The organism is Urechidicola sp. KH5 (assembly GCF_054661455.1).
In genome coordinates this window covers 459,483-485,943 of the sequence record NZ_BAAFSW010000002.1, presented here as the reverse complement: position 1 = coordinate 485,943, position 26,461 = coordinate 459,483, and the positions used below count along the sequence as shown (strand labels likewise).

General features: G+C 35.1%; 23 protein-coding genes and 1 pseudogene. 16 read left to right on the top strand and 8 right to left on the bottom strand.

Going from position 1 to position 26,461, the window contains the following annotated elements; all coding sequences use genetic code 11:
- Positions 1–67: 67 nt before the first annotated feature.
- Both ACYQ5R_RS06805 and ACYQ5R_RS06800 read left to right on the top strand, forming a co-directional pair.
- Positions 68–1,033 (top strand): hypothetical protein, encoded by a 966-nt coding sequence (locus ACYQ5R_RS06805; RefSeq protein ID WP_460190169.1) that lies wholly within the window; start codon positions 68–70, stop codon positions 1,031–1,033.
- 296 nt (positions 1,034–1,329) lie between these two features.
- Positions 1,330–1,776, top strand: a complete 447-nt coding sequence (locus ACYQ5R_RS06800) for a hypothetical protein (protein WP_460190168.1) — start codon at positions 1,330–1,332, stop codon at positions 1,774–1,776.
- Between the two features lie 288 nt (positions 1,777–2,064).
- Here the strand turns inward: ACYQ5R_RS06800 and ACYQ5R_RS06795 are convergent, their stop codons facing one another.
- The 4 genes from ACYQ5R_RS06795 to ACYQ5R_RS06780 all read right to left on the bottom strand — a co-directional run bounded on the left by ACYQ5R_RS06795 (position 2,065) and on the right by ACYQ5R_RS06780 (position 7,355).
- Entirely contained in the window at positions 2,065–2,811 is a 747-nt protein-coding gene (locus ACYQ5R_RS06795) for a succinate dehydrogenase/fumarate reductase iron-sulfur subunit (protein WP_460190167.1), read from the bottom strand.
- Between the two features lies 1 nt (position 2,812).
- Complete coding sequence (locus tag ACYQ5R_RS06790; RefSeq protein WP_460190166.1) at positions 2,813–4,816, bottom strand: fumarate reductase/succinate dehydrogenase flavoprotein subunit; 2,004 nt, start codon at positions 4,814–4,816, stop codon at positions 2,813–2,815.
- Between the two features lie 9 nt (positions 4,817–4,825).
- The gene (locus ACYQ5R_RS06785; RefSeq protein WP_460190165.1) at positions 4,826–5,497 is read right to left on the bottom strand and encodes a succinate dehydrogenase cytochrome b subunit; all 672 of its coding nucleotides are present in this window, start codon (positions 5,495–5,497) and stop codon (positions 4,826–4,828) included.
- 133 nt (positions 5,498–5,630) lie between these two features.
- Positions 5,631–7,355 (bottom strand): zinc-dependent metalloprotease, encoded by a 1,725-nt coding sequence (locus ACYQ5R_RS06780; RefSeq protein ID WP_460190164.1) that lies wholly within the window; start codon positions 7,353–7,355, stop codon positions 5,631–5,633.
- 170 nt (positions 7,356–7,525) lie between these two features.
- Here ACYQ5R_RS06780 and ACYQ5R_RS06775 point away from each other — a divergent pair, with 170 nt between their 5' ends.
- Positions 7,526–8,818, top strand: a complete 1,293-nt coding sequence (locus ACYQ5R_RS06775; RefSeq protein WP_460190163.1) for an aminopeptidase P N-terminal domain-containing protein — start codon at positions 7,526–7,528, stop codon at positions 8,816–8,818.
- A gap of 51 nt (positions 8,819–8,869) precedes the next feature.
- Here the strand turns inward: ACYQ5R_RS06775 and ACYQ5R_RS06770 are convergent, their stop codons facing one another.
- A complete protein-coding gene (locus ACYQ5R_RS06770; protein WP_460190162.1) occupies positions 8,870–10,177 on the bottom strand; it encodes an aspartate kinase in 1,308 nt (435 codons plus the stop codon).
- Between the two features lie 103 nt (positions 10,178–10,280).
- On the opposite strand from ACYQ5R_RS06770, the gene ACYQ5R_RS06765 reads away from it, so the two are divergent.
- Positions 10,281–10,937 (top strand): hypothetical protein, encoded by a 657-nt coding sequence (locus tag ACYQ5R_RS06765; protein ID WP_460190161.1) that lies wholly within the window; start codon positions 10,281–10,283, stop codon positions 10,935–10,937.
- Here the strand turns inward: ACYQ5R_RS06765 and ACYQ5R_RS06760 are convergent.
- On the bottom strand, positions 10,918–12,204 hold the full coding sequence (locus ACYQ5R_RS06760) for a branched-chain amino acid transport system II carrier protein (protein WP_460190160.1): 1,287 nt from the start codon (positions 12,202–12,204) through the stop codon (positions 10,918–10,920). The genes ACYQ5R_RS06765 and ACYQ5R_RS06760 overlap by 20 nt on opposite strands.
- Positions 12,205–12,342: 138 nt before the next feature.
- On the opposite strand from ACYQ5R_RS06760, the gene ACYQ5R_RS06755 reads away from it, so the two are divergent.
- Together ACYQ5R_RS06755 and ACYQ5R_RS06750 are read left to right on the top strand one after the other, a co-directional pair.
- Positions 12,343–13,116, top strand: coding sequence for an alpha/beta fold hydrolase (locus ACYQ5R_RS06755; protein WP_460190159.1), 774 nt, complete (start codon positions 12,343–12,345; stop codon positions 13,114–13,116).
- 51 nt (positions 13,117–13,167) lie between these two features.
- Positions 13,168–13,689 carry a DUF4251 domain-containing protein gene (locus tag ACYQ5R_RS06750; protein WP_460190158.1) on the top strand — a complete coding sequence of 174 codons (522 nt, stop codon included), beginning with the start codon at positions 13,168–13,170 and terminating at the stop codon, positions 13,687–13,689.
- Here the strand turns inward: ACYQ5R_RS06750 and thiL are convergent.
- Positions 13,686–14,735: a thiamine-phosphate kinase gene (gene thiL / locus ACYQ5R_RS06745; protein WP_460190157.1), complete on the bottom strand. Its 1,050-nt coding sequence runs from the start codon at positions 14,733–14,735 to the stop codon at positions 13,686–13,688. The genes ACYQ5R_RS06750 and thiL overlap by 4 nt on opposite strands.
- Before the next feature lie 100 nt (positions 14,736–14,835).
- Between thiL and ACYQ5R_RS06740 the strand changes: the two are divergent.
- The 9 genes and pseudogenes from ACYQ5R_RS06740 to sufD all read left to right on the top strand — a co-directional run.
- Positions 14,836–14,997 (top strand): annotated as a pseudogene (locus ACYQ5R_RS06740) (hypothetical protein); the annotation flags it as partial.
- Positions 14,998–15,003: 6 nt separating this feature from the next.
- Positions 15,004–16,521 carry a choice-of-anchor B family protein gene (locus ACYQ5R_RS06735; protein ID WP_460190501.1) on the top strand — a complete coding sequence of 506 codons (1,518 nt, stop codon included), beginning with the start codon at positions 15,004–15,006 and terminating at the stop codon, positions 16,519–16,521.
- The gene (locus ACYQ5R_RS06730) at positions 16,521–17,843 is read left to right on the top strand and encodes a hypothetical protein (protein WP_460190156.1); all 1,323 of its coding nucleotides are present in this window, start codon (positions 16,521–16,523) and stop codon (positions 17,841–17,843) included. The genes ACYQ5R_RS06735 and ACYQ5R_RS06730 overlap by 1 nt, the downstream gene beginning before the upstream one ends.
- Positions 17,840–18,589, top strand: a complete 750-nt coding sequence (locus ACYQ5R_RS06725) for an MbnP family protein (protein WP_460190155.1) — start codon at positions 17,840–17,842, stop codon at positions 18,587–18,589. Before ACYQ5R_RS06730 ends, ACYQ5R_RS06725 begins: the two co-directional genes overlap by 4 nt.
- A complete protein-coding gene (locus tag ACYQ5R_RS06720) occupies positions 18,552–19,661 on the top strand; it encodes a cytochrome-c peroxidase (protein WP_460190154.1) in 1,110 nt (369 codons plus the stop codon). The genes ACYQ5R_RS06725 and ACYQ5R_RS06720 overlap by 38 nt, the downstream gene beginning before the upstream one ends.
- 147 nt (positions 19,662–19,808) lie before the next feature.
- A complete protein-coding gene (locus ACYQ5R_RS06715; RefSeq protein WP_460190153.1) occupies positions 19,809–20,138 on the top strand; it encodes a HesB/IscA family protein in 330 nt (109 codons plus the stop codon).
- A 10-nt stretch (positions 20,139–20,148) separates the two neighbouring features.
- Positions 20,149–21,597: a Fe-S cluster assembly protein SufB gene (gene sufB, locus ACYQ5R_RS06710; protein ID WP_460190152.1), complete on the top strand. Its 1,449-nt coding sequence runs from the start codon at positions 20,149–20,151 to the stop codon at positions 21,595–21,597.
- 23 nt (positions 21,598–21,620) lie between these two features.
- A complete protein-coding gene (gene sufC / locus ACYQ5R_RS06705; RefSeq protein WP_460190151.1) occupies positions 21,621–22,361 on the top strand; it encodes a Fe-S cluster assembly ATPase SufC in 741 nt (246 codons plus the stop codon).
- Positions 22,362–22,364: 3 nt separating this feature from the next.
- On the top strand, positions 22,365–23,687 hold the full coding sequence (gene sufD / locus ACYQ5R_RS06700; RefSeq protein WP_460190150.1) for a Fe-S cluster assembly protein SufD: 1,323 nt from the start codon (positions 22,365–22,367) through the stop codon (positions 23,685–23,687).
- Between the two features lie 61 nt (positions 23,688–23,748).
- Here the strand turns inward: sufD and ACYQ5R_RS06695 are convergent, their stop codons facing one another.
- On the bottom strand, positions 23,749–25,083 hold the full coding sequence (locus ACYQ5R_RS06695) for a serine hydrolase domain-containing protein (RefSeq protein WP_460190149.1): 1,335 nt from the start codon (positions 25,081–25,083) through the stop codon (positions 23,749–23,751).
- Positions 25,084–25,199: 116 nt separating this feature from the next.
- Between ACYQ5R_RS06695 and ACYQ5R_RS06690 the strand changes: the two genes are divergently transcribed.
- Positions 25,200–26,414, top strand: coding sequence for an aminotransferase class V-fold PLP-dependent enzyme (locus ACYQ5R_RS06690; protein WP_460190148.1), 1,215 nt, complete (start codon positions 25,200–25,202; stop codon positions 26,412–26,414).
- Positions 26,415–26,461 lie beyond the last annotated feature (47 nt).

The following is a 26,461-nucleotide window of genomic DNA, read 5'->3' as shown; positions in this document are numbered from 1 at the left end:
AAAATAGATACGATGTATTAAACGCAACCTTTTTACTATTTATGTATCTTTATAAAAAAGTAAAGTCATGACTAAAACAAACTTAAAAATCCTGATGGCTTGTATCTCGTTTGCACTTTTAGCAATTAATTGTGATGACGATGACAACAACAACCCCCCACCAATGAACGATGCAGACATTTATCAATCTCTTGACGATTTAGTACAAGAATTAAAGCCTGCGAACCAATTATTTACAATAGACCCCACAAATGCTCAAACAGTTACAGGGGAAGATGGAACGATAATTTCAATTGCTGCAAATGCATTTACAGATAATAGTAGTAATTTAATTACTACCCCAATAACAGTTAAATTAAGAGAACAATTAACGATTGAAGACATGCTTTTAGCAAATGCACAAACAAGTTCTAACAATCAGCTGTTAGTTACTGGTGGTAGTTTTAATTTAACTTTTGAAGATGAAAATGGCGGGAGTGTAAATGCAGACCCATGGAGCCTACAAGCAGAATTTCCAGTGGCTACAGATATTACTGGTTTTGAAAACGATATGCGCTATTTTGTTGGAGAAACAACCATAGTAGATGGTAGAGAAGTTGTAAACTGGAATCTAGGCGGAAACAACGAATCGTGGATAGACCAAGGAACCTTTAATATATTTGGTTTAGAACAAGGTCTAGCAAATTGTGATGTTTTATATGATATGGTAGGAGAAGCGCCAACTCAGTTTGAAGTAATGGTTTCTGGTGTTACAGATTATTCTTCAACTGTTGTTTGGATGGTTATCGACGATTTCCCATCTGTAATTATGATTACATCTTTAAATGATACTATGACAGCATTAAAAACATATGATAATTCTATACCAACAGGTTTAAGTGCTACTTTATTGGCTATTACCATAGATGAAGATAGCTATTTAAAATTTGGAAGTTTACCTATTACAGTTATGGGAGACGATACCTTTAATGTTGATATAGATTACGGAACAACCGAAGAGTTGATTGCCCTTGTACAGAGTATTTCAAATTAAACAAAAGAACTGAATAAAAAAATAATGTAAATAGGCCTTATTCAGCTTACTCGTACTAATTATTAGCCTAAACCAATTGCCTTATATGAGCAGGACCCATCAGAGTGCTGCTCATATTTTTTTATAAATTGAAAAATTTATATCTAAATATTACCAATTATTCACGCTATTATTAAGGTCTTTAGCCTTGTTTCACTTGGTGCTTTTAAAGAAATATCAGTTGCGTTTGATAGGTTTTAATTTATTGACGTCTAATTTGTTACAACACCACAATCAAATTTTAAAATCTTTTTGTTATGTCTATAGAAAAAAATGTACTGTACAACGCTACTCGTATCTATTTAGGTATTGTAGCCTTCTTCTTTTTGATGAAATTTTTAAATTTAGAACAAATTACAGAACTTAGAATACTCAATTTTCTAATTGTATTTTGGGGTATCAATGTTGCTATTAAAAACAATGCTACACGAAATTTTAATAGTACCTATTTACACAACCTATTTATAGGGTTCTTTACCTCTTTTATTGCAGTGGTGCTCACCAGTGTATCTTTAAACGTGTATTTGTTTTATATTGATCCTAGTTTTATAACCGTATTAGAAGGCTCTACACTATGGGGTGCCTCTTTAACTCCACCACTCATGTCTGTGGCCTTATTAATAGAAGGACTCGCCTCTTCTATTATTTGTTCGTTTATCGTAATGCAGTATTGGAAAAATAAAAGTATTGCCATAGATATGTAGGAAACAATACTACGTTTGGATAAAATTGCCTTACTGTATGCGGTTACGAAAGGACGTTGGAAAGTCTTGGTAGTAATCTTAATATTTATCTTGCGTTGCCAACTGTCTTGTTGGTAATGTATGGGATGCAAAACTCAATCATTCATAGTTCGTTCCCGATAATGATATTCGTGAGATGAAGTTGAAATTAACAGCTTTTATTTGGGAGATTTTTAATTTGTAAGTACGAAAAACATAAAAAGCCCGAACCAATGGTTCGGGCTTTTTATGTTTCTTTGTAAAATAGTCTTAACCTTTTAAGCCGGCTTTCATATACTCACGATTCATACGTGCAATGGTTGTAAGTGAAATACCTTTAGGACATTCAACCTCACAAGCGCCTGTATTTGTACAGTTACCAAATCCTTCTAAATCCATTTGATTTACCATATTGGTTACACGCTCTGCAGCCTCAACTTGACCTTGAGGTAATAGTGCGTATTGAGAAACTTTAGCACCTACAAATAACATAGCACTAGAGTTTTTACAAGTAGCAACACAAGCACCACAACCAATACAAGTAGCAGCATCCATAGCTTCGTCTGCAGCTTCTTTAGCAATAGGCAATGCGTTTGCATCTTGTGTATTACCTGAAGTATTTACAGAGATAAATCCACCCGCTTGTTGAATTCTATCAAAGGCTGTTCTATCTACTACTAAATCTTTTATTACAGGGAATGCAGCCGCTCTAAATGGCTCTATAAAAATAGTATCGCCATCGTTAAACATACGCATGTGCAATTGACATGTTGTAACACGTCTATCTGGGCCGTGTGCCTCACCATTGATATACAATGAACACATACCACAAATACCTTCTCTACAATCGTGATCAAAAGCCACAGGCTCATCACCAGAATTTACTAATTGCTCATTCAACACATCTAACATTTCTAAAAATGACATGTGTTCAGAAATATCGCTGACCTTGTAGTCAACCATTCTTCCTTTATCGTTAGCATCTTTTTGACGCCATATTTTTAGTGTTAAATTCATCTTATTTATAACTTCTGGTTTTTAACTCAATATCATTAAATTCTAATTGCTCTTTGTGCAATACAGCATCACTTGGCTCTCCTTTGTATTCCCAAGCTGCCACATACGCAAAGTTCTTATCGTCACGTTTTGCTTCACCATCTTCTGTTACGTGCTCTTCTCTAAAGTGACCACCACAAGATTCTTCTCTATTTAAAGCGTCTTTAGCAAACAACTCTCCAAGCTCTAAGAAATCTGCAACTCTCCCGGCTTTTTCCAACTCAGGATTCAGCTCGTTGGCATCTCCAGGAACTTTTACGTTTTTCCAAAAGTCATCTCTTAATGCTTTAATTTCTTTCATGGCCTCTTCTAAACCTTCTTTGTTACGTGCCATACCACATTTATCCCACATGATTTGACCTAACTTTTTGTGGTAGTAGTCTACAGAATGTGTTCCGCTATTATTGATAAAGAAGTCGATTTGTTTCTTAACTTCTTTCTCTGCCTCGTCAAATTCTGGAGACTCTGTAGATATTGGCCCTGTACGAATATCGTCTGATAAGTAATCACCAATTGTGTATGGCAATACAAAATAACCATCGGCTAAACCTTGCATTAAGGCAGACGCACCTAATCTATTTGCACCGTGATCAGAGAAGTTTGCCTCTCCAATACAATACAAACCTTCTACAGTAGTCATTAAGTTATAGTCTACCCAAACACCTCCCATGGTATAGTGAGTTGCTGGATAAATCATCATAGGAGTTTCATACGGATTGTCGTCAACAATCTTTTCGTACATCTGAAATAAGTTACCGTATTTAGCTTCTACAATTCCTTTTCCTAATTCAGTAATTTTTTCTTTAGACGGATTGTTAACACCGTGAATTAAGGCTTGCTCTTTACCATATCTTTCTATGGCAGAAGCAAAATCTAAATACACTGCTTCACCTGTTGCATTTACACCATAACCAGCATCACAACGCTCTTTAGCTGCTCTAGAAGCAACATCACGTGGCACCAAGTTACCAAATGCAGGATAACGTCTTTCCAAAAAGTAATCTCTATTTTCTTCTGCAATTTGAGTCGGTCTTAATTGCCCTTCTCTAATTGCCTTTACATCTTCTAAATGTTTAGGTACCCAAATTCTACCATCATTACGCAATGACTCAGACATCAAAGTTAATTTCGATTGATAATCTCCAGAACGCGGAATACACGTTGGGTGAATTTGCGTGAAACATGGGTTTGCAAAATAGGCACCTTTCTTATGAATTTTCCAAGCCGCAGTAGCATTAGAACCCATTGCGTTGGTAGATAAGAAATAAACATTACCATACCCCCCAGAAGCAATTACAACTGCATGTGCTGAGTGGCGTTCAATTTCTCCGGTTACCAAATTACGTGCAATAATTCCTCTGGCTTTACCATCAACTTTTACAACATCTAACATTTCGTGTCTATTAAACATCTGAATCTTCCCACGAGCAATCTGACGGTTCATTGAAGAATAGGCTCCTAACAATAACTGCTGACCAGTCTGACCTTTTGCATAAAAAGTACGTGAAACCAATACCCCACCAAAAGAACGGTTATCAAGCAATCCACCATAATCACGTGCAAATGGCACACCTTGTGCCACACATTGATCAATAATATTACCAGATACTTCTGCTAAACGGTGTACGTTTGCTTCACGAGAACGGTAATCACCTCCTTTTACCGTATCATAAAATAAACGGTAGTTAGAATCACCATCTCCTTGATAATTTTTTGCTGCGTTAATACCTCCTTGTGCGGCAATTGAGTGCGCTCTACGCGGAGAATCTTGATAGCAAAATGCCTTTACATTATACCCTAACTCAGCTAAGGTTGCCGCAGCAGACCCACCAGCTAAACCTGTACCAACAACAATAACATCTATAAGACGTTTATTTGCTGGATTTACCAAGTTAATATGTTCTTTATATTTTGACCACTTTTCGCCTATAGCGCCTTTAGGTACTTTTGAATTTAATGTTGTCATACCTCTATATTAATGATTAAAGTGATGATAAATAGCTATAAAAATGAATCCTAAAGGAATTAGAATTGCGTATAATTTTCCGAATGTTTTTATTCCATTCGTATACTTATTGTTTGCTCCAACAGATTGAAAAGCCGAATTAAAACCATGCAATAAATGTAAAGCTAAAAACACAAATGCAAGACTGTAAGCAGCCACACGAATAGGACTTACAAACTTATGTTGTAACTCCTCAAAATATCTGTATTCTCCATTGTGCATTCCAGTCCAATCACCTTGAATAAACTTCGTGTTAATTTCTGGAAACCAAAAATCGATAAAGTGTAATACAACAAATGCAAGAATTACCAAACCTGATAAAATCATATTTCTACTTACCCAAGTAGAATTAGCAGCACCATTATTTTTAGCATATGCAACACCTTGTGCTTTCTTATTTTTTAATTCCAAAATAAAGCCCATCACAAAGTGAAATACCACACCAAAAATTAAAATTGGCTGCAATACAAACTGAACTGCTGGATTGGTACCCATAAAATGAGAAATCTCATTAAACGCAGATTCGCTAAATACAGAAGTGATATTGATGGCAAAATGTTGGAGTAAAAATATCATTAAAAAAAATGCAGAAAGAGCCATTGAAACCTTTCTAGCAATTGACGAAGATAATATTCCGCTCATCTTAAAATAGTTGTTTATTTACTTCTGCAAATATACTGCTAAACGAAATTATCTAAAAATGAAAAGTCTGCTTTTTAAACTATTTAGACTCAGTTTAAAAAACAGACTTTAAAAAGATAATACAAGTGCTAAACTATTCTTTTACAAACTGTTTTGCTACAGATGCTATATCACTATTAATTTTAATGAAATACACTCCAGTTGCTAATGAAGATATATTGAACTCTTTAGTTCTTACAGAATCGTCAAATTTCCCTTCTAATATCTGTCTACCTGAAACATCATAGACTTCATAAGATTTTAGTGTTTGATCGGAGTTATTTCTAATTTGTAAAATTCCTCGCGTTGGATTAGGGTAAATCTCTAAACCAGATGCCAACAATTGGTCTTCTAAACTTGCAGTACAATTATAGGCTGTCATATCTGGTTCTGCTATACATGGATTACCTAAAACACTTCTCCCTTGAACATCATTACCTGCAGCAATATCACCTACACTCAATGTCCTACTTACAATTGAATTAGCAATTGAATAATGCATTATAGCACCTGAATTTATCACATGAGGTAATTGATGCCCATGTCCTAACTCATGAACAGCTACCGATTCAAAATCGTATTCAGTGAACCCAATACTTCCGCCATCACTGCTGTAGTACCAACTTATATCTTCATTGAAATTAATATCCATTTCTGCAACGTACCAATATAAATCGCCATCGGTAAATCCACAGTTAGCAGAATAATAACTTGTACATCTTCCCAAGACATTTGATGGCAATTCTCCATTATCAAATCGAATAATATTGATGCCATCACTCGCTACAGCGTCTGTTGTTGTAACGGCCCCAAAGGTCCAATTAATTCCAGTCTCGCATCGCCAAGAATCAAAAGCAGTTTCAAATGTTGCCTTTGGACTAGAAGCAGCATCAAAATCAGTAAACATTTGCCACGTATAACCACCATTATCATCAATATCTCTATGACGTGTAGGTGTGTCTTGATAGCCCAACCCATTACCCCAATCATAAGGAACATTAGTTACAGCCCAAGAAATTGTTAATGTAGTAGAGGTTGCAAATGTTGTATCTGAAGCATGTGTTACTCTCACTGTTCCTGTACCAGCATTCCCAGCCCCATTCACGGTCGCGCTCGCAGGAACTACCACTTGAATTTGAGTATCGTTCCATGAGACAATATGTGAATCTAATACATCAATATATGTAGCACCACCAGTATCTGCATCTCTAAAACTCACAGTTCCCGTAGTCGTACCAAAGCCACTTCCAGAGATTGTGAGTATAGACCCTGTTCCAGCACTAATTGTGGTTGGAGAAATACTAGATATAGCTACAGCTATATTATTCGAAAAATCGGAATATGTTTCAAAATCAAAATTACCTAAGTCAATAATTGTCTCACCTGACAACCCTTTCAATTCATTATAAAATGCATTGATATCATTTTTTATCGAGAACCCATTTGCTGCCAGTTTATCAAACCTATTGTATTTATAAAAGCTTTGTGACCCCGCATAAGGTTTAAATTTTTTAGAATTATTTGAACTACTTTCGAATCTCAATTCATTCTCTTCTTCTAAGATAAATACTCCAACTTCATTTTTATGTGGGGTTAAACTTGGGTGCACAATTTCTGCTTCAAAATCAACAACTCCTCCAAGTGTAACAACTTCAACAGTCCCTATAGGTTCTCCCTTAAAAACTTTATAAACGTCTATTTCAGAAACAGAATATATTTGTGTATGATCTTCGTTCCACATCGATTTACTTGAAAGTACTTTTCCTTCAACAATCATTTTCGAATTCCTAACCTGATCATCTAATGATACTTCAGACATTAAATGCATTTGGGCATTAACATTACAGCAGAAAGCAATTAATATTAAAGCAAATAGAAAAGTAGTTTTATTCAACATAACAAAAGGTTTAATATTAGTAGGGTAAAGTTAATAATTTTTAACTCGTATATCCTTTATTTCATAAATTTGTACAATTAATTTTTTAAAAAATGAAATACCTTCCTATTGATAATCAATTATTTACAAAAAATAGAGCTAAATTTAAAAAGCAATTAAAACCAAAATCTTTAGCGATTTTTAACTCTAACGATATTTATCCGGTTAGTGCAGATAGCACCTTACCTTTTGCGCAACACAGAGATATATTCTATTTAAGTGGGGTTGACCAAGAAGAAAGTATTTTAGTCATTTTTCCAGATGCACCAAAAGACTCGCATAAAGAAATATTGTTTTTAAGAGAAACCAATGAACATATTGCTATTTGGGAAGGTGAAAAATTAACCAAAGAAAAGGCATTTGAAACCTCTGGAATTAAAACGGTGTATTGGTTACAAGATTTTGAAAAGATTTTATTTGAATTGATCACACAAGCTGAAAACGTTTATATCAATACTAACGAACATTATAGAGCATCTGTAGAAACTGAAACTCGAGAGGCGCGCTTTATAAAATGGTGTCAAGAGAAATACCCTGCTCATACCTATTTGAGAAGTCAACCAATAATGCAGCGTTTGCGTTCTGTAAAAGAACCAGAGGAAATTGCTTTAATTCAGCAAGCATGCAATATCACAGAAAAAGGATTCAAGCGTGTTTTAGGCTTTACAAAACCAAATGTTTGGGAATATGAAATAGAAGCAGAATACGCTCATGAGTTTTTAAGAAACCGTTCTGGTGGATTTGCCTACACACCAATTATTGCCAGTGGGTTTAATGCCAATGTATTGCACTATATTGAGAACAATCAGCAATGTAAAGCTGGGGAGGTTATTTTAATGGATGTTGGCGCTAGTTACGCTAACTATTCTAGCGACATGACTAGATGTATTCCGGTTTCGGGAAAATTTACCGAACGCCAAAAAGAAGTGTATAGCGCCGTTTTAAGAGTAAAAAATGCAGCAGCAAAAATGTTGATACCCGGAACAATTTGGGCTGATTATCATGTAGAAGTCGGTAAAATTATGACTCAAGAATTAATTGGACTGGGATTAATTACTGAGGAAGATGTAAAAAATGAAAATCCTGATTGGCCTGCATATAAAAAATACTTTATGCATGGCACATCACATCATATGGGACTTGACACCCATGATTATGGTATATTAACTGAACCTATGCAAGCAGGTATGGTATTTACCGTTGAACCAGGAATTTACATACCAGATGAAAATTTAGGTATTCGATTAGAAGATGACTATGTAATTCAAGAATCAGGAGAGCCTTTAAACTTAATGGCCAACATACCAATTGAAATTGAAGATATCGAAGCATTAATGAATAACTAAAAAAGAGGGCTATGCCCTCTTTTTTTCACCAAATAATATATCAATAAGTAACTAAAATAGATAGTTATGTAAATTCTTTAAAGTTGCTAATTTATCTTCTGTAGCCACCAATAACGAAATATTGTTATTACTTCCTCCATAAGAAATCATACGAACATTCACATCGGTCAATACCTGAAACAACTTATGCGTTTTTTCGTGGTATACAATTGAATGCCCCACTAAACAAACAATACTCTGATTGTTATCAACCTCAACATTTGAGAATTTCTCCAACTCATTAATAATAGAAGTTAAATGAGTGGTGTCGTCTATAGTTAGTGATACTGCAATTTCTGATGTTGTAATCATATCAATAGCAGTTTCGTATTTCTCAAAAATTTCAAAGACTTTCTTCAAGAAACCATGTGCCAATAACATACGTGCAGACTTTATTTTGATAGCCGTAATATTGTCTTTGGCAGCAATAGCTTTAATGCCATCACCATGAATTTCACTGTTGATCAAAGTACCATGCGCATCAGGAGCCATTGTGTTTTTTAAGCGCACAGGTATATCAAACTGACGCACTGGCATTACTGTTTGTGGATGCAGTATTTTTGCTCCAAAATAAGCCAACTCAGCTGCTTCGTCAAAAGATAAATTTGAGATGGCATGTGTGTTTTCTACAAAACGAGGATCATTATTATGGAACCCATCAATATCCGTCCATATCTGTACCTCATCTGCATTCATTACTGCACCAATAATGGTAGCAGTGTAATCAGAACCTCCACGTTGCAAGTTGGCAACATTTCCGTCTGCATCTAAACAAATAAATCCTTGAGTGATATAAATATCTGCTGGTAAAATATCGTCGATTACTCTATTTAAATTTTGTTGGATGTAAAAATTATCTGGCTCGTTATTCCTATCAATTCGCATAAAATCTAATGCAGGTAACAAACGTGCATTCAAGCCTTCTTGAGTTAAGTATCTGCTAAAAATATACGTAGATAATAGCTCGCCTTGCGATACAATTTTATTATATAGCAACACTGAATGTTCTTCAGAAATACAACTTCTTAAAAATTCGAAAACCTGATCGATGTAATTTGCAACTTCTTGCTTTAAATCAGACTGGTTCAACAACTCATCAATTGTAGCTTGATATTTTTGATACAACGTATCCAATCCGGCACTTGCCGCATCTACTTCTTGTAAACGAATTTGCTCAGAAAGGGCAACCAATGCATTTGTGGTTCCGGACATTGCAGAAAGAACTACAATTTTCTTTCCTCCATTTTTAATGATGTTTTTTACATTCATCATATTTTCAACAGACCCTACAGATGTACCTCCAAATTTTAAAACAAGCATTGTATATAATTTTAATTGTGAGCAAATGTAAAGCGACTTAGCAGTTTGCACAGATAAATGAAAAATTTACACTACTTTTGCACAAACTGTTAAATATTTAACAATGCGTACCATTGCATCTTGTGTAGAAGAGATTTTAGTTGCTCAACCATTTTTAGAAGAAGCGCTTTCAAGAAGTATCATCAATTACTCTGCTTTGGCAGAGGAATTGCAAGATCCCGTGAGCTTGATGCTTAGAAAACCTGTGAAATCTGGTGCTATTATGATGGCTTTAAGAAGATATAACCCACCAAAAGATTTAGGAAACTCCCTCAAACTAAAACGGGTACTTCAAAACCTAGGAGATATTACCGTGCGTTCAAATCTTACTGACTTTACTTTTCAAAATTCAGTTTCATTAATTGATAGTCATTCAGGAGTATTAGAGCAACTAAAAGCTAAATCTAACATCTTTTACGCCTTTACAAGAGGTATTCACGAAAGCACAATTATTGTCTCGAGTTCTGAAAAGGAGATTATCAATCAAAATTTCAAAAACGAGCAACGTATTGGTCTTCAAGAAAATCTTTCTGCTATTAGCATTAGCTTACCAAGTGGCAACTCTAAAATCACAGGCCTATACTATCAAATTTTTAAACGATTGGCTTGGGAAGGAATTTCATTATACGAAGTTGTTTCTACTACCAACGAGTTTACAATTCTGGTAGAAGATTATTTGGTTGACAAAGCTTTTTCTGTAATTAAACGTTTGAAGAGTTAGCTCTATTAGGAATAAGTTGGGCTATTATAAATGCTAACAAAGCAGGTGCTGCCCAAGACAAATTTCCCGTACCTAAAGATCCAATAAATAATACTACTTGTGCAGTATCATTTGGTTTTAAGCTAAACCAAAGCTCAAATACTGCAAAAACAACTGTTACAAAAGTTACCGCCCTAAAAACCATTGGAGAAACATACTTATTAGGCAAAATATTTAATAATACTAATACAATAGTTATAGGGTAAATAAATAATAATATGGGTATCGCAATAACAATAATATCATGCACATCTAATTGCCCCATCACAACACCCAAAACACATCCTATAACTGTTGTTATTAAAAATGCATATTTAGATCTTGGAAATAAACCTTTAAAATAATCTGCAGTCCCTGCTACAATTCCAACTGCAGTAGTAAAACAAGCCAATGCAACAAGTACACTCAAAAAATTTGTACCACTTAGACCTAGAGTAAATTTGCTTAATTGAATTAAGACCGATGTCCGATCACTATCCGGTAAAAAAGATTCTGAAAAAATAGCTCCACTAAAAATAAGGCCAGTGTAAATTAATAACAAACCACCTCCTGCTATAAGACCTGCCTTTAATATCATCTCTCTTTTGAGCTGATATGATTCAATTCCCTTTATATTTAAAGAAATTACAATTACAGCTCCCACTACAACACCTCCTATTGCATCATAAGTTTGGTACCCCTCTAATATACCACCAACAAAGGGTGATGCCTCTGAAACAACAGAAGCACCTAAACCATCAAATGAGGCTAAACTTACTCCAATAATTGCCAAAAGAATAATACCTATAAGAGGCGTTAAATATTTGCCAATTAGATCAAGAATTTTAGATCGGTTCATTACAAAAACAAATACCAACAAAAAATACAAACTACTTGTTACCCAAGATGGCGTTTGAAACCAAGGTTCAATAGCCATTTCATGTGTTACAGATGCAGTTCGTGGTGCTGGTAAAGCCAAAGCAATAGCATACATTAAAAAACAATAAAGCAAACTAAATTTATGCGACACCTTTTTACCAAAGTCATACATGGTGCCTTGCAGTTTTGCATGAGCAACAATACCTAGAATTGGCACAATTACAGCGGTACAGATAAAACCAATAGTAACCAACCACCAATCTTCACCTGCTTTAAAACCCATATTAGGAGGTAAGATTAGATTACCTGCTCCAAAAAAAAGTGAAAAGATGGCAAAGCCTAATATGAAAATTTGCTTGGTCTTATTCATGCATAGTTGATGACGCATTAAAAATAAACAATCAATTCAAAATTGAGATATAAGATGTTAAATAAATAATAAGACACCTTTCAAACACCTTATAAAACTACCGAAAATGTATCTTGCAATAAATTAGAATTATACTGCATGCCAACATTCAATTATAAAAATTGCAATATCAATTACACAGTTTCAGGCAAAGGGAGTGCTATGGTCTTTTTACATGGTTTTTTAGAAAACTTAACTATGTGGAATGAGATTATACCACACCTATCAAAAAAAAGAAAGGTAGTTTGTATTGATTTGTTAGGTCATGGCGAAACTGAAAATCTTGGATACAAGCATACAATGGAAGAGCAGGCACATTTAGTTCGCGCTCTTTTAAAGAGTATTGATATTCGCAAAGCCACCTTAATTGGCCATTCAATGGGAGGATATATAGCGCTAGCTTATGCAGATTTATATCCAAAAAACACGAAAGGTGTTTGTTTATTAAACTCAACTGCTTTTGCCGATACGCACGAAAAGAAAATAAATAGAGACAGAGCAATTGCAGCTGTAAAAGAAAATCACAAAACGTTTATAAAGGTTGCTGTACCTGCTTTATTTTCAATAAAAAGTCATGAAATTCATAAATCAGAAATTAAAGAAGTTGTAAAAGATGCATTACAAACATCGCAACAAGGGGTGATTGCTGCTCTAGAAGGCATGAAAATTCGACCTGATCGAAGCGCTATTTTAGAAAGAGATGATTTGAATAAAATTTTAATTTTAGGTAAAGGTGATGGTATTTTACCCATAAAACAACACAAAAAATTAGCTGATGGTAACAATACTAAATTTTATGAATTACCTTTAGGGCATATGAGCCATATTGAGGCGGCTCAAGATGTCATAAATATCTTCAAAGCAGAATTATAACTTGCACAAAAATCGATGTGGTTTCGACTGTATCTATAAAATTGAAATATCATGAAAAAAGGAATCGTTTTAGTACTTAGTATCTTATGCATTGGAATGATCACTGCAAATGCTCAATCAAAGAAAGAGCTGAAAGAACAGAAAAAAGAAAAAGAATTTACCGAAATTCAAGAATTGATTGCTTCTGGTAATTTTTTCTTTGATGCCAATGCTGTGTATACGCAAAGTGGTAGAAGAATAGATTTGACAACCAATCCTGGAACATTGACTTTTGAAGACGGCGAAAATTTGGCTGATCTTCCCTATTTTGGAGTTTCGCAAAGTGCTGGCTATGGCGATAGAACTGGTGTAACTTTTGAAAAGCAAAAAACCAATTATACCATTGAAACCAACGATAAAAAGCACAGTGTAATTATAAAATTCAATGCAAATAATTCACCAGAAACATTTAATATTCAGCTTACTGTTTTTGCCAGTGGCACTGCAAATCTAGACGTAAGTAGCAGCCATAGAAACTTTATTAGCTATCAAGGTAAAATAAAACCTTTACCTAAAAAAGATACCGAAAATTAAGACTGCATAGCATTCCAACCTTGCGCAGTAATTGGCACTTTTTGATTTGCTCTTGTTACTAAGTGCACGCCTTCAGATTGCTCAGTCATATGACCAATAACTGTAAGGCTCGGATTCCCTTTAATCTTATCGTAATCGTCTTGTGAAATAGTGAACAACAATTCGTAATCTTCGCCACCACTTAAAGCAACTGTAGTAGAATCTATATTAAATTCTTCGCAAGTATTAATTACTTGAGGGTCCAAAGGAATTTTATCTTCGAAAATGTTACATCCCACTCCAGACTGACTCGTTAAATGTAAAATTTCAGAAGATAAACCATCAGATATATCAATCATAGATGTTGGTTTAACATCTAATTGTTCTAGTAAAGAAACCACATCTTTTCTAGCTTCTGGTTTCAATTGCCTTTCAACAATATAACTATAAGGCTCTAAATCTGGCTGAGCATTTGGATTTACTTCAAATACCTGCTTTTCTCTCTCTAATACTTGTAACCCTAAATAGGCACCACCTAGATCACCTGTAACGATCAATAAATCATTTGGTTTTGCTCCATTTCTATAAACTACCTTGTCTTTTTTTGCAGTTCCTAATGCAGTCACACTAATCAAAATCCCTTTAGTAGAAGAACTCGTATCACCTCCTATTAAATCAACTTTATAAGTGTTACAAGCTAATTGAATTCCTGAATAAAATTCCTCTAAAGCCTCTAACGGAAACCTATTAGATACAGCAATAGAAACTGTAATTTGAGATACCTTACCATTCATGGCATATACGTCAGATAAATTGACCATAACCGCCTTATATCCTAAATGTTTTAGAGGCATATAACTCAAGTTAAAATGTACTCCTTCCACCAGTAAATCTGTAGTAACCAACACTTGGTCTTCAGAATTGAAATCTAATACAGCTGCATCATCACCAACACCCTTTTCGGTTGATTCACAATGAATTTGAAAATATTTCGTTAAATGTTTAATTAACCCAAATTCTCCTAATTCACCTAATGAGGTACGTTGTTCGTTCTTGTCTTTTAACATCTGAAATATATTTTATTGCGGTAGAAATTGATACATTTGTTCAAAATGCAAAATTCCGCATTTTTTTTGAAAGAGTCCCTTATTTACAAATAAATGGCATATGAAAATTTATAAATCCCCTTTAAAACTGCTAACCACACTTTTATTGATATTAACTATTGGCCTAATTAATCAAGGTTGTTTTGACGATAATATAAGTTTAGATCCTGATGGTGACGGCATTACGGGCACTGCAGATAATTGTCCAGACACTCCTAATCCTGATCAAATAGATACGGATAATGATGGTATAGGAGATATTTGTGATGACGATGATGATAATGATGGGATACCTGATGCTGAAGATAACTGCCCTGAACACCCTAATCCAGGTCAAGAAGATGAAGATGGTGATGGTATAGGTGATGCCTGTGAAGACTTAGATCCTGATAGAGATGGAGTTTTATATCCTGAAGATAATTGTCCAGAAACACCTAATCCAGACCAATCAGATAATGATTTAGATGGAATCGGTGATGCCTGCGATGATGACGATGACAATGATGGAATTTTAGATGTCGATGATAATTGCCCTTTGATACCAAACCCAGACCAAGAAGACCACGACAATGACGGAATTGGTAATGAATGTGATGAAGATTATAAGGAACCTCTCAGTAAATGTGAAGGCGGTATGGCAGGTCCATACCCTTGTAACGACTATGACTTAATGGCTCATATACCTGTTGAAGATTTAGGTGGAGCTGGTGCAGAAGGTAATGATTCTTGGGGTTGGACAGACCCTGAAACAGGTATTGAATATGCTTTAGTTGGAACTACAACTGGTGCCGCTTTTGTAGATATTAGCGATACAGAAAATTTAGTGCTACTAGGTACCCTGCCAACACATACTTCTAATAGTCTTTGGAGAGATATAAAGGTTTATAATAATTATGCCTTTATTGTTAGTGAAGCTGGAGGACATGGTATGCAAGTATTTGATCTTACTAGATTGCGAAATGTTAGCAATCCACCACAAACGTTTACTGCAGACGCCCACTATAGTGGCTTTGGGAATGCGCACAATATTGTTATTAATGAAAATACTGGCTTTGCCTATGCAGTTGGAACAAGTACCTTTGGAGGAGGCGCACATTTTATAAACATTCAAGACCCTTTAAATCCTGTAGCCGCAGGAGGTTTGAGCGATGGTGGATATAGTCATGATGCACAAGTTGTAAGTTATACTGGACCAGATTCTGACTATACTGGTAGAGAGCTTTTAATTGGTAGTAACGGAGAGCGCAATGGAGCAAACGAAGTTGTAATAGCAGATGTTACCGATAAATCAAATCCATTTGTTATAGAAAGACTTACCTACCCACAGCAAGGCTACACGCATCAAGGTTGGTTTACTGATGATATGCGATATTTTATCGTTGGCGATGAATTAGACGAATATGATTTTGGAGGAAATACTAGAACGTTAGTCTTCGATTTTGAAGACATAGACAATCCAACCTTACATACGGTTTACGAAGGCCCAACAGGAGCTATTGATCATAATGGTTATGTAAAAGACGATATTTATTACTTAGCCAACTACACTGCTGGTGTTCGTTTTATAGACATCTCTGGTATAGCCTCAGGCAACCTTACCGAAGTTGGTTTCTTTGATTCTTATCCAAATCATAACGGCACTTCGTTTAACGGAGTTTGGAACATATATCCATATTTTGAAAGTGGTAACATCATTATTAATGATATAGAAGGAGGATTATTTGTTGTTAGAAAAAGTGGAGAATAATGGTCAAAAAAATAGGAGTACTATTATTGTGCTTTCTTCTTTGGCAATGTAAAGACAATGATAGCCCACCAAGTGGATTAAAACCTAAAATCAATCTTGTTGCAACCTACGGAGGGAGCGGTAACGAAGTAGCACAAAGTATAATAACAACGAATGAAGGTGGCTATGCTGTATTTGGTTATTCGCAAAGTGCGGATGGAGATTTAACAGGGCGATTTGGGAATGATTTTGACTACTGGCTTTTAAAATTTGACAGTTTTCACAATTTACAATGGAGTAAAACATTTGGAGGCACTTCCTCTGATAAAGGTTTTGATTGCATACAAACCGAAGATGGTGGTTTTGCACTCGTTGGTCTTTCAGAAAGTAACGATGGCGATGTATCTGAAAACTTTGGAGGAAACGATGTTTGGGTAGTTAAAACAGACAACCAAGGAAATATTATTTGGGAAGTGAGTCATGGCTTTTCAGGTAACGATCAAGGTTTAAGTCTATTAGAAACTTCAGACAATCAATTGTTAATTATTGGTGTTCTTGATGTTACAGCTTCAGGTGGTGATGGCAACGACCGTTTTACAGCACGACATGCAGGCGGTGATTACTGGGCCATAAAATTAGATGGAAATGGCAATAAGATTTGGCGTAGATACTTTGGAGGTTCATTTACTGATACTCCTTACGGAATAGCCCCAACAATAGATGGAGGATTTATACTTGCGGGATCATCAGACTCTACCGATGTTGATGTATCAGAAAATAAGGGAAACTACGATTATTGGATTGTTAAAATAAATGCAAATGGCGATTTGGTTTGGGAACGAAACTTTGGTGGCTCCCAAATTGACGAAGCAAGAAGTATAGTTCGGTCAAATGACGGAAATTATGTAATTCTAGGTGATAGTAGAAGCAATGACTTTGACATTACCAATCCGAGAGGTGCTGCAGATATGTGGCTCATTAAAATAGATGATTCAGGTAATTTAATTTGGGAAAAATCAATTGGAGGCACTAGTTTTGACGCTGGAAGAAAAATACTTAGCAATACTGAGGGATTTCTTTTAACAGGAAGCTCTAGAAGTTCAGATCTAGATGTATCAGAAAATAAAGGGCAAAATGACGGCTGGATAGTGCAAGTTGACATGAATGGAAATTTAGTTTGGCAAATTTCTTGTGGCGGTTCTCAAATAGATTTCTATTACGGAATTACTGAATTAGCAAATGGACAAATTGTGGCTATTGGCGAAACAAATAGTGCCGATGGCGACATTGATTTAAATAGAGGATTTACAGATTTATTAATCACGAATATAATTTTAGAATGAAAAATATAGTTTGGCTTTTTTTATTGAGCATAATTTTAATCAGTTGTGTAAATAATGATAACACAGAAGTTACCTCAGGGGCAATGGGTTTTGCTTTTTACCATACTTGGGATGGAGAAGAAGTAAATTTTGAAGACTTTAATAGGTTTGATTATACCAATGCTAATGGCGAGTTAATGAGTATTTCCAAATTAAAATACTTAATATCAGATATCATACTTACCAATTCTGCTGAAGAGCAAATAGAAATTAGCGGTTATTTTTTAGTAGATATTGAACTTGATCGTACATTTATAAGCGTTGCAAACATACCTTTTGACACTTATGTAAAAGTAGAATTTACCTTTGGTTTTGATGAAGAAGATAATATTGATGGTGAATATCCAGCTCTAAATGCCGAATTATGGAATTGGCCTGTAGACCTAGGAGGTGGATATCACTTTATGCAATTTGAAGGAAAATATCAATTAGGTGCAGAAGAAAAACCATATGCACTGCATATGGGTACAGCAAAAGTGAGCGATGGTGTATTTGAACAAAATTATTTTGAAGTTAGTTTTAATGAAGAGTTCAATTTTGATAGACCTGGCACTCTAGCATTTAATATGAGAATTGATGAGTGGTTCAAAAATCCGCATGTTTGGGATTTAAATACCTACGATACTAACCTAATGCCAAACTACGATGCTCAAATAATGATGAACGATAATGGTGTTAGTGTTTTTGGATTATTTGGAGATGATTAAAAAATGGTGCTTACTGGTTTCCTTCAGTTATTTTATCATTGCCTGTGAAGACAATGGAATAAATACTTATGTACCGTATGCTCCAACTCCTGCTCCATTAGAAATTCCACAATTATTTGCAGACAACATAATTGACCCTGTCATTCCTTTTGACAACCCTCAAACCGTTGAGGGAATTGCATTGGGTAGAAAACTTTTTTTTGACCCTATATTATCCGGAGACAACACCAAATCTTGTTCGGATTGTCATGCTCCAGAAGCCGCTTTTTCCGATCAAAACCGATTCTCAGAAGGAATAGACGGTCTCTTAGGATCTCGAAACTCTATGCCTATTTTTAATTTAGCTTGGAATTACGATGAGCTATTCTTTTGGGATGGACATGCTTTTAGTCTAGAAAATCAAGCGTTTGAGCCAGTAGTTAGTCCAATAGAAATGCACAGTGATTGGCAAATAAATGCAGATAAACTAAACGGGCACCCGGAATATCCAGAGCTCTTTAGAAAAGTTTTTGGAGAAATTGAAATCGATTCTATTCTCGTTACAAAAGCCCTTGCACAATTTCAAAGAACACTTATTTCTGCTAATTCAAGATTTGATCAATACTTATTAGGTGATTTAAATTTATCCGCTGAAGAAATGGAGGGTTTCAACGTTTTTATGGATGAAACTCGAGGCGATTGTTTTCATTGCCATGGCAATCAATTCAATCCGTTATGGACTGACAACTTATTCCACAACAATGGACTAGACAGTAATTTTAGCGATTTAGGTCTAGGTGAGCACACAGGCAATCCTGAAGATAACGGTAAATTTAGAACTCCTTCTTTAAGAAATCTCGCTTTTACAGCGCCTTACATGCACGATGGCAGGTTTACTACATTAGACGAAGTAATCAACCACTATTCTGAAGGCTTACAAAATAGTCCAACCATAGACCCATTGATGAAATCTGTTCATGAAGGTGGTGTTCAGTTAACTCCAGATGACAAAGCTGCCCTTAAAGCCTTTTTGCTATCGCTATCAGACGAGTCTTTTATAAACAATCCTAACTTCCAAAACCCCAATCCTTAGTGGGGAAAATAGGTTTCACTAAGTAAGTTGCCTAGAATTAAATACGTCTATTTAAACATCTATTTTATCAATAGCTGAAATAAGACAAATATCATTTTTTGTCACTATATTTGCAGCCAATTTAGAATTAATCTAATACTTTAATATATGATCAAAGTATCAGACATAGCAAAGAAGAAAGTAGTTGAATTAATGAGTGATGACGGATTTGACGCTAACACAGATTTTATTCGTGTAGGTGTTAAAAGCGGTGGTTGTTCAGGACTTTCTTATGACTTAAAATTCGATAAAACAAAATCTGAAGAAGACAAAGTTTTTGCAGACAACGGCATCAATATTGTTGTAGATAAAAAGAGCTTCTTGTATTTGGTAGGTACGACACTTGAGTATTCAGGTGGGTTAAATGGTACTGGTTTTGTTTTCAATAACCCCAACGCAAATAGAACTTGTGGATGTGGGGAATCATTTTCATTATAATTTTTAATATATGTCTAAGTATACAGAAGATGACTTAAGGGAAGAATTAGAAACCCAAGAATATGAGTATGGGTTTTATACTGATTTAGATGCAGAGACATTCCCGAAAGGATTGAATGAAGACATTATACGCCAAATCTCTAAAAAGAAAAACGAGCCAGAATGGATGACAGAATGGCGATTAGATGCTTTTAGAATTTGGGAGCAAATGGAAGAACCAGAATGGGCAAACGTACAATACGAAAAACCCAACTTTCAAGATATTTCGTACTACTCTGCTCCAAAAAAAGCAGATCCTAACAAATCTCTGGATGATATAGATCCTGAGTTGTTAGAAATGTATAAGAAATTAGGTATTTCTGTAGACGAGCAAAAAAGACTGCAAGGTGTAGCTGTTGATATTGTAGTAGATTCTGTTTCTGTAGCCACTACTTTTAAAGAGACATTAGCAGAAAAAGGGATCATCTTTATGCCAATTTCTGAAGCAATTCAAGAGCACCCAGAATTGGTTAAAAAATATATGGGAACTGTGGTTCCTAAAACTGACAACTTTTATGCGGCCTTAAATTCAGCTGTATTTACAGATGGTTCTTTTTGCTATATACCAAAAGGAGTGCAGTGTCCTATGGAATTGTCTACTTACTTTAGAATTAATGAAGGTGGTACCGGGCAATTTGAGCGCACACTGGTAATTGCCGATGAAAGCAGTTATGTAAGTTATCTAGAAGGATGTACAGCACCAAGTAGAGATGAAAATCAGTTGCATGCAGCAGTGGTTGAGCTAATTGCATTAGACGATGCTGAAATTAAATATTCTACGGTTCAAAATTGGTTCCCTGGAGATAAAGAAGGTAAAGGTGGTGTATTCAACTTTGTAACTAAAAGAGGAATTTGTCATACCAATTCAAAAATTTCTTGGACTCAGGTTGAAACTGGAAGTGCAGTAACTTGGAAATACCCGAGTTGTGTATTAAAAGGAGATAACTCTGTTGGTGAATTTTACTCAATTGCAGTAACAAATAATTACCAACAAGCAGATACTGGTACTAAAATGATACACCTTGGTAAAAACACTAAGAGTACTATTATTTCAAAAGGTATTTCTGCTGGTAAGTCTCAAAACTCTTACCGAGGGTTGGTACAAATTAACAGCAGAGCTGAAAATGCGAGAAATTTTTCGCAATGTGATTCACTGTTAATGGGAAATCAATGTGGCGCACATACATTCCCTTACATCGAGTCTAAAAATAAATCAGCTCAAATTGAGCATGAGGCAACTACAAGTAAAATTGGAGAAGATCAATTGTTTTATTGTAACCAACGCGGTATAGATACTGAAAGAGCAATCGCATTAATTGTAAATGGGTTTAGCAAAGAGGTATTGAATAAATTACCAATGGAATTTGCTGTTGAAGCACAGAAATTATTAGAAATTAGTTTAGAAGGATCGGTTGGATAACCAACTCATAAATAAATAAGCAAATGCTTGAGATTAAAAATTTACATGCAGGAGTAGAAGATAAGGGAATTCTAAAAGGAATTAACCTTAATGTAAAAGCTGGAGAAGTACACGCCATTATGGGACCAAATGGTTCTGGTAAAAGTACGCTATCTTCTGTAATTGCAGGAAACGAGGCTTTTGAAGTTACAGAAGGTGATGTTGTTTTAGAAGATGAATCTGTACTTGAATTATCTCCAGATGAGCGCGCACACAAGGGCGTGTTTTTAAGTTTTCAATATCCTGTTGAAATTCCTGGTGTAAGTACTACCAATTTTATAAAAACAGCCATTAACGAAAAAAGAAAAGCAAACGGATTGGAAGAGCTTCCTGCAAAGGATATGTTGAAATTAATTCGTGAAAAGTCTGCTTTGTTAGAAATGGATCGCAAATTTTTATCACGCTCTTTAAACGAAGGGTTTTCTGGAGGTGAGAAAAAGCGTAATGAAATTTTTCAAATGGCGATGTTAGAGCCAAAATTAGCCATCTTAGATGAAACTGATTCTGGTTTAGATATTGACGCATTAAAAATTGTTGCCAACGGTGTAAACAAATTACGCAGTGAAGACAACGCAGTAATTGTTATTACACACTACCAACGTTTACTAGATTATATTGTACCAGATTATGTGCATGTATTGCACGATGGTAAAATTGTAAAATCTGGAGGAAAAGAATTGGCATTAGAATTAGAAGCAAAAGGTTACGACTGGATTAAAGAGTAATATATGTCTTTAAAAGATAATTTAATATCGTCATTTATGGTGATGGAAAACCGTGGAAGAGTAGACTTAGATTCTAATTTCCATAAAATTCGTTCAGAAGCAATAAACGCTTTTGAAGAACAAGGTTTCCCTACCAAAAAAGATGAAGAATGGAAATATACATCGTTAAACAGTGTTTTAAAACACGATTACAGTGTGTTCCCAGAAAGTGAAGCTGCCATTGAGTTTAAAGAAGTAAAAAAGTATTTTATTCACGAAATTGAGTCTTACAAAGTTGTATTTATCGATGGTGTTTACAGTTCTTTCTTGTCGGAAACTACACATGATGGATATGATATCTGCTTGATGTCTGCAGCATTCAAAATGCCGAAATACAAAATGGTATTAGACAATTACTTTAATACCATTGCCAATAAAAAGAGTAGTGTTACCAATTTAAACACGGCCTTTGCAATGGAAGGTGCCTATATCAACATTCCAAAAAATGTGGTGCTTCCTAAACCAATACAAATCGTTAATTTCTATACAGGTAATGAAAAAGAAATTTTATTACAACCAAGAAATTTAGTTGTTGTTGGCGAAAACTCGCATGTTCAAATTATTGAGCGTCATCAAAGTTTAGGATCGAATGTAGTATTAACCAATGCAGTAACAGAAATCTTTTGTAACAAGAGAGCTATTGTAGATTATTACAAGATTCAAAACGATGCTGAAACAGCTTCGTTAATAGACAGTACTTTCGTACAACAAAAAGAAAACAGTATTGCCTCGGTTAATACCTTTTCTTTTGGTGGGAAACTTACAAGAAACAATGTTGATTTTTATCACGAAGGTGAGCATATCGAATCGCATGTAAATGGTATTTCTATCTTAGATAAAAAACAGCACGTAGACAACCACACCTTAATTCATCACAAGCACCCAAATTGCGAAAGTTTTGAATTGTATAAAGGTATTTTTGACGACAGTGCTACAGGCGTATTTAACGGAAAAGTGATAGTTGAGAAGGAAGCTCAGAAAACGAATGCATTCCAACAAAACAACAATATTTTAATTGGAGAGAAAGCTACTATCAATGCGAAACCGCAATTAGAAATTTTTGCAGATGATGTAAAGTGTTCGCATGGTTGTACTATTGGTCAATTAGACGATAGCGCATTGTTCTATATGCAGTCAAGAGGAATTCCAGAAAAAGAGGCGAAAGCGCTTTTACTATATGCCTTTGGTAATGAGGTTGTAGAAAAAATAAAAATTCCTGCGCTTAAAACACGTATTACCAATTTAATTGCAAATAAACTGGGTGTAAAACTCGGGTTTGAAATTTAACGCTATAAAAGAGCATCAACTAAAAAAGCCTTAGTGAGAACTAAGGCTTTTTTAGTTGATTTTATTTCACCGAAGCCAGCACTTCTTTTAATACAGTATTAAAATCAATATTAGCCAATCCTGTGCGCACAATTACAAGCTCTTTAGACGGAATAACATACACCCGTTGCCCTTGATACCCATCAGCATAATACATCCCTCTGGGTGCATCTGGTAAGCTACCACCATCATTCAACCAAAACTGCGCTCCATAGGCACCATCAGAATCATTAGTTGGCGTAGTAGCATAGGTAATCCATTCTGGAGTTAAAACTTGATCACCATTCCAGTTACCGTTATGCAAATACAACAATCCAAATTTAGCCCAATCTCTTGCAGTAGCCCAAGCATATGAAGATGCTACATAATTCCCCGCCAAATCGGCTTCAACAGTCATAGAGTGCATGCCAATTCTATCTATAAAATCTGTATACCAATAATCTAAATAAGCTTGATGCGAGTCAAACTGATTTCTGAGTATGCCTGAAAGTAAATTGCTTGTACCAGAAGAATAGTACCATGATTCATTCGGCTTTCCAACCAAAGGTTTATCAATTGCCGTTTTTGTCATATCTGTTTCCAAAAACAACATTTTAGTCACATCAGATATTTTGCCATAATCCTCTTCCCATTCCAATCCACTATTCATTTGAAGTAAATTACTAATGGTTATTTCAGCACGTTCATCATTCTTCCATGCTGCAATAGGTGCTCTTTGGTCTACATCCATTTTACCTTGAGCATTTAGCACACCGTAAACCGTACTCATCACACTTTTGGTCATAGACCAACCCAAATGCAATGAATTCTCATCAAACCCATCAGCGTAAGACTCTGCAATAATTTGATCTTTATACAGCACCAAAAACGATCGTGTTTTTAAATCAAAACCACCAATAGTATCAAAAGTTGCAGCAACTGCCGCTTGCAATCGTTTGTAATCTACATTCTCAAAAATCGTGTCCTTTTGAGGCATATTACCATAAGGAAAAGGCAATGGTTTAGTCTCCTTCGTTCGATTCGGGATTAAATAACTTGCATTAGCGTCATAACTGTCATTCACCAAAACAGCACCCAAACCTTCTCTGTATACAGCAGTGCGTTTTTTCAAACCAAAAACCTTTGAAGATGCAGACTGTTCTTCTCTATTAACACTGCTACTAGATTGATTTACCGGGGCATAATTATTGTCTTGCGATTCAACTGACTCTAAAGGTCTATTCGCCAAATACACCACAGATGCCGTACTTTTTGAAGCGTAACCTGTTATAATATTTAACCTTGGATAATTCTGATAAACAACTACAGAACATCCTATAATTAAGAAGAGTACAAAATATTTGAAAAACTTTTTCATGAAGTAAAAACTAAATTGAAATTACAGTACTTGGGTATAAAACAAATATATAGCTTATGCATTAAAATCTATTGGTCTTTTGTAATTTTGCCGTTAATATTCGTCAATTTATAGGTATGCTAAACATTCAAAAAATTCGTTCAGATTTTCCAATCTTATCAAGAGAAGTTAACGGTAAGCCTTTGGTGTATTTTGATAATGCTGCTACAGCACAAACACCGCAGCAGGTTATTGATGTAATTGTCGAATATTACAGCACCTACAATGCAAACATTCATAGAGGGGTTCATACTTTAAGTCAAGAGGCTACAGATAAGTATGAAGAAGCACGATTAAAAATTCAAAAACATTTTAATGCAGCCAAAGCGCACGAAATTATCTACACCAGTGGTACCACACATAGTATTAATATTGTAGCAACTGGTTTTACAACCTTATTAAACCCAGGCGATGAAATTATAGTTTCGGCATTAGAACATCATTCGAACATAGTTCCATGGCAAATGTTATGCGAACGCACAGGAGCAATTTTGAAAGTAATTCCGATGAATGAAGAAGGTGCTTTAGAAATGAACGCTTACAACAATTTACTTTCAGAAAAAACCAAATTGGTATTTACCAATCATATCTCAAATGCTTTAGGAACCATCAACCCTATTGAAGAGATTATCTCAAAAGCACATGCTTTTGGTGCTGCTGTGTTAATAGATGGCGCACAAGCATGTCCGCATATTCAACCAGATGTACAAGCCTTAGATGTAGATTTTTACGTGGCATCTGCTCATAAAATTTATGGCCCCACAGGCGTTGGCATGTTATATGGTAAAGAGGAATGGCTGAACAAACTACCTCCTTACCAAGGTGGAGGAGAAATGATAAAAGAAGTAACTTTCGAAAAAACTACCTACGCAGACTTACCTCACAAATTTGAAGCAGGCACTCCTAATATTTGTGGTGGCATCGCCTTTGGTGCTGCATTAGATTATGCACATAGCATTGGTTTCGATTTTATTCAAAAAAGAGAACAAGAACTTTTAGAATACGCTACAGAAAAATTACTAGCTATTGACGGGCTCAAAATATATGGTACTTCAAAAAACAAAACTTCTGTAATTTCTTTTAATATTGAAGGTATACATCCATATGATATTGGTGTTATTTTAGACAAGCTTGGAATTGCGGTTAGAACTGGTCACCACTGTGCGCAACCTATAATGGATTACTATAAAATTCCAGGCACTGTCAGAACATCAATTGCCTTTTATAATGTGAAGGAAGAAATCGACCTATTAGTGGAAGCTACATTAAAAGCCAAAGCAATGTTGTCTTAATTTACAATCATTCTATATTAAATAGCACTATTTACATTTCAAATTTA

Coding starts and splice junctions, on each gene's coding strand:
- ACYQ5R_RS06805 (WP_460190169.1), top strand. CDS start 68: ATGACTAAAACAAACTTAAAAATCCTGATGGCTTGTATCTCGTTTGCA.
- ACYQ5R_RS06765 (WP_460190161.1), top strand. CDS start 10,281: ATGCGTACCATTGCATCTTGTGTAGAAGAGATTTTAGTTGCTCAACCA.
- ACYQ5R_RS06725 (WP_460190155.1), top strand. CDS start 17,840: ATGAAAAATATAGTTTGGCTTTTTTTATTGAGCATAATTTTAATCAGT.
- ACYQ5R_RS06760 (WP_460190160.1), bottom strand. CDS start 12,204: ATGAATAAGACCAAGCAAATTTTCATATTAGGCTTTGCCATCTTTTCA.
- ACYQ5R_RS06785 (WP_460190165.1), bottom strand. CDS start 5,497: ATGAGCGGAATATTATCTTCGTCAATTGCTAGAAAGGTTTCAATGGCT.
- ACYQ5R_RS06775 (WP_460190163.1), top strand. CDS start 7,526: ATGAAATACCTTCCTATTGATAATCAATTATTTACAAAAAATAGAGCT.
- ACYQ5R_RS06720 (WP_460190154.1), top strand. CDS start 18,552: ATGGTGTTAGTGTTTTTGGATTATTTGGAGATGATTAAAAAATGGTGC.
- sufC (WP_460190151.1), top strand. CDS start 21,621: ATGCTTGAGATTAAAAATTTACATGCAGGAGTAGAAGATAAGGGAATT.
- ACYQ5R_RS06770 (WP_460190162.1), bottom strand. CDS start 10,177: ATGCTTGTTTTAAAATTTGGAGGTACATCTGTAGGGTCTGTTGAAAAT.
- sufD (WP_460190150.1), top strand. CDS start 22,365: ATGTCTTTAAAAGATAATTTAATATCGTCATTTATGGTGATGGAAAAC.
- ACYQ5R_RS06695 (WP_460190149.1), bottom strand. CDS start 25,083: ATGAAAAAGTTTTTCAAATATTTTGTACTCTTCTTAATTATAGGATGT.
- ACYQ5R_RS06790 (WP_460190166.1), bottom strand. CDS start 4,816: ATGACAACATTAAATTCAAAAGTACCTAAAGGCGCTATAGGCGAAAAG.
- ACYQ5R_RS06730 (WP_460190156.1), top strand. CDS start 16,521: ATGGTCAAAAAAATAGGAGTACTATTATTGTGCTTTCTTCTTTGGCAA.
- ACYQ5R_RS06755 (WP_460190159.1), top strand. CDS start 12,343: ATGCCAACATTCAATTATAAAAATTGCAATATCAATTACACAGTTTCA.
- sufB (WP_460190152.1), top strand. CDS start 20,149: ATGTCTAAGTATACAGAAGATGACTTAAGGGAAGAATTAGAAACCCAA.
- thiL (WP_460190157.1), bottom strand. CDS start 14,735: ATGTTAAAAGACAAGAACGAACAACGTACCTCATTAGGTGAATTAGGA.
- ACYQ5R_RS06750 (WP_460190158.1), top strand. CDS start 13,168: ATGAAAAAAGGAATCGTTTTAGTACTTAGTATCTTATGCATTGGAATG.
- ACYQ5R_RS06795 (WP_460190167.1), bottom strand. CDS start 2,811: ATGAATTTAACACTAAAAATATGGCGTCAAAAAGATGCTAACGATAAA.
- ACYQ5R_RS06690 (WP_460190148.1), top strand. CDS start 25,200: ATGCTAAACATTCAAAAAATTCGTTCAGATTTTCCAATCTTATCAAGA.
- ACYQ5R_RS06780 (WP_460190164.1), bottom strand. CDS start 7,355: ATGTCTGAAGTATCATTAGATGATCAGGTTAGGAATTCGAAAATGATT.
- ACYQ5R_RS06800 (WP_460190168.1), top strand. CDS start 1,330: ATGTCTATAGAAAAAAATGTACTGTACAACGCTACTCGTATCTATTTA.
- ACYQ5R_RS06715 (WP_460190153.1), top strand. CDS start 19,809: ATGATCAAAGTATCAGACATAGCAAAGAAGAAAGTAGTTGAATTAATG.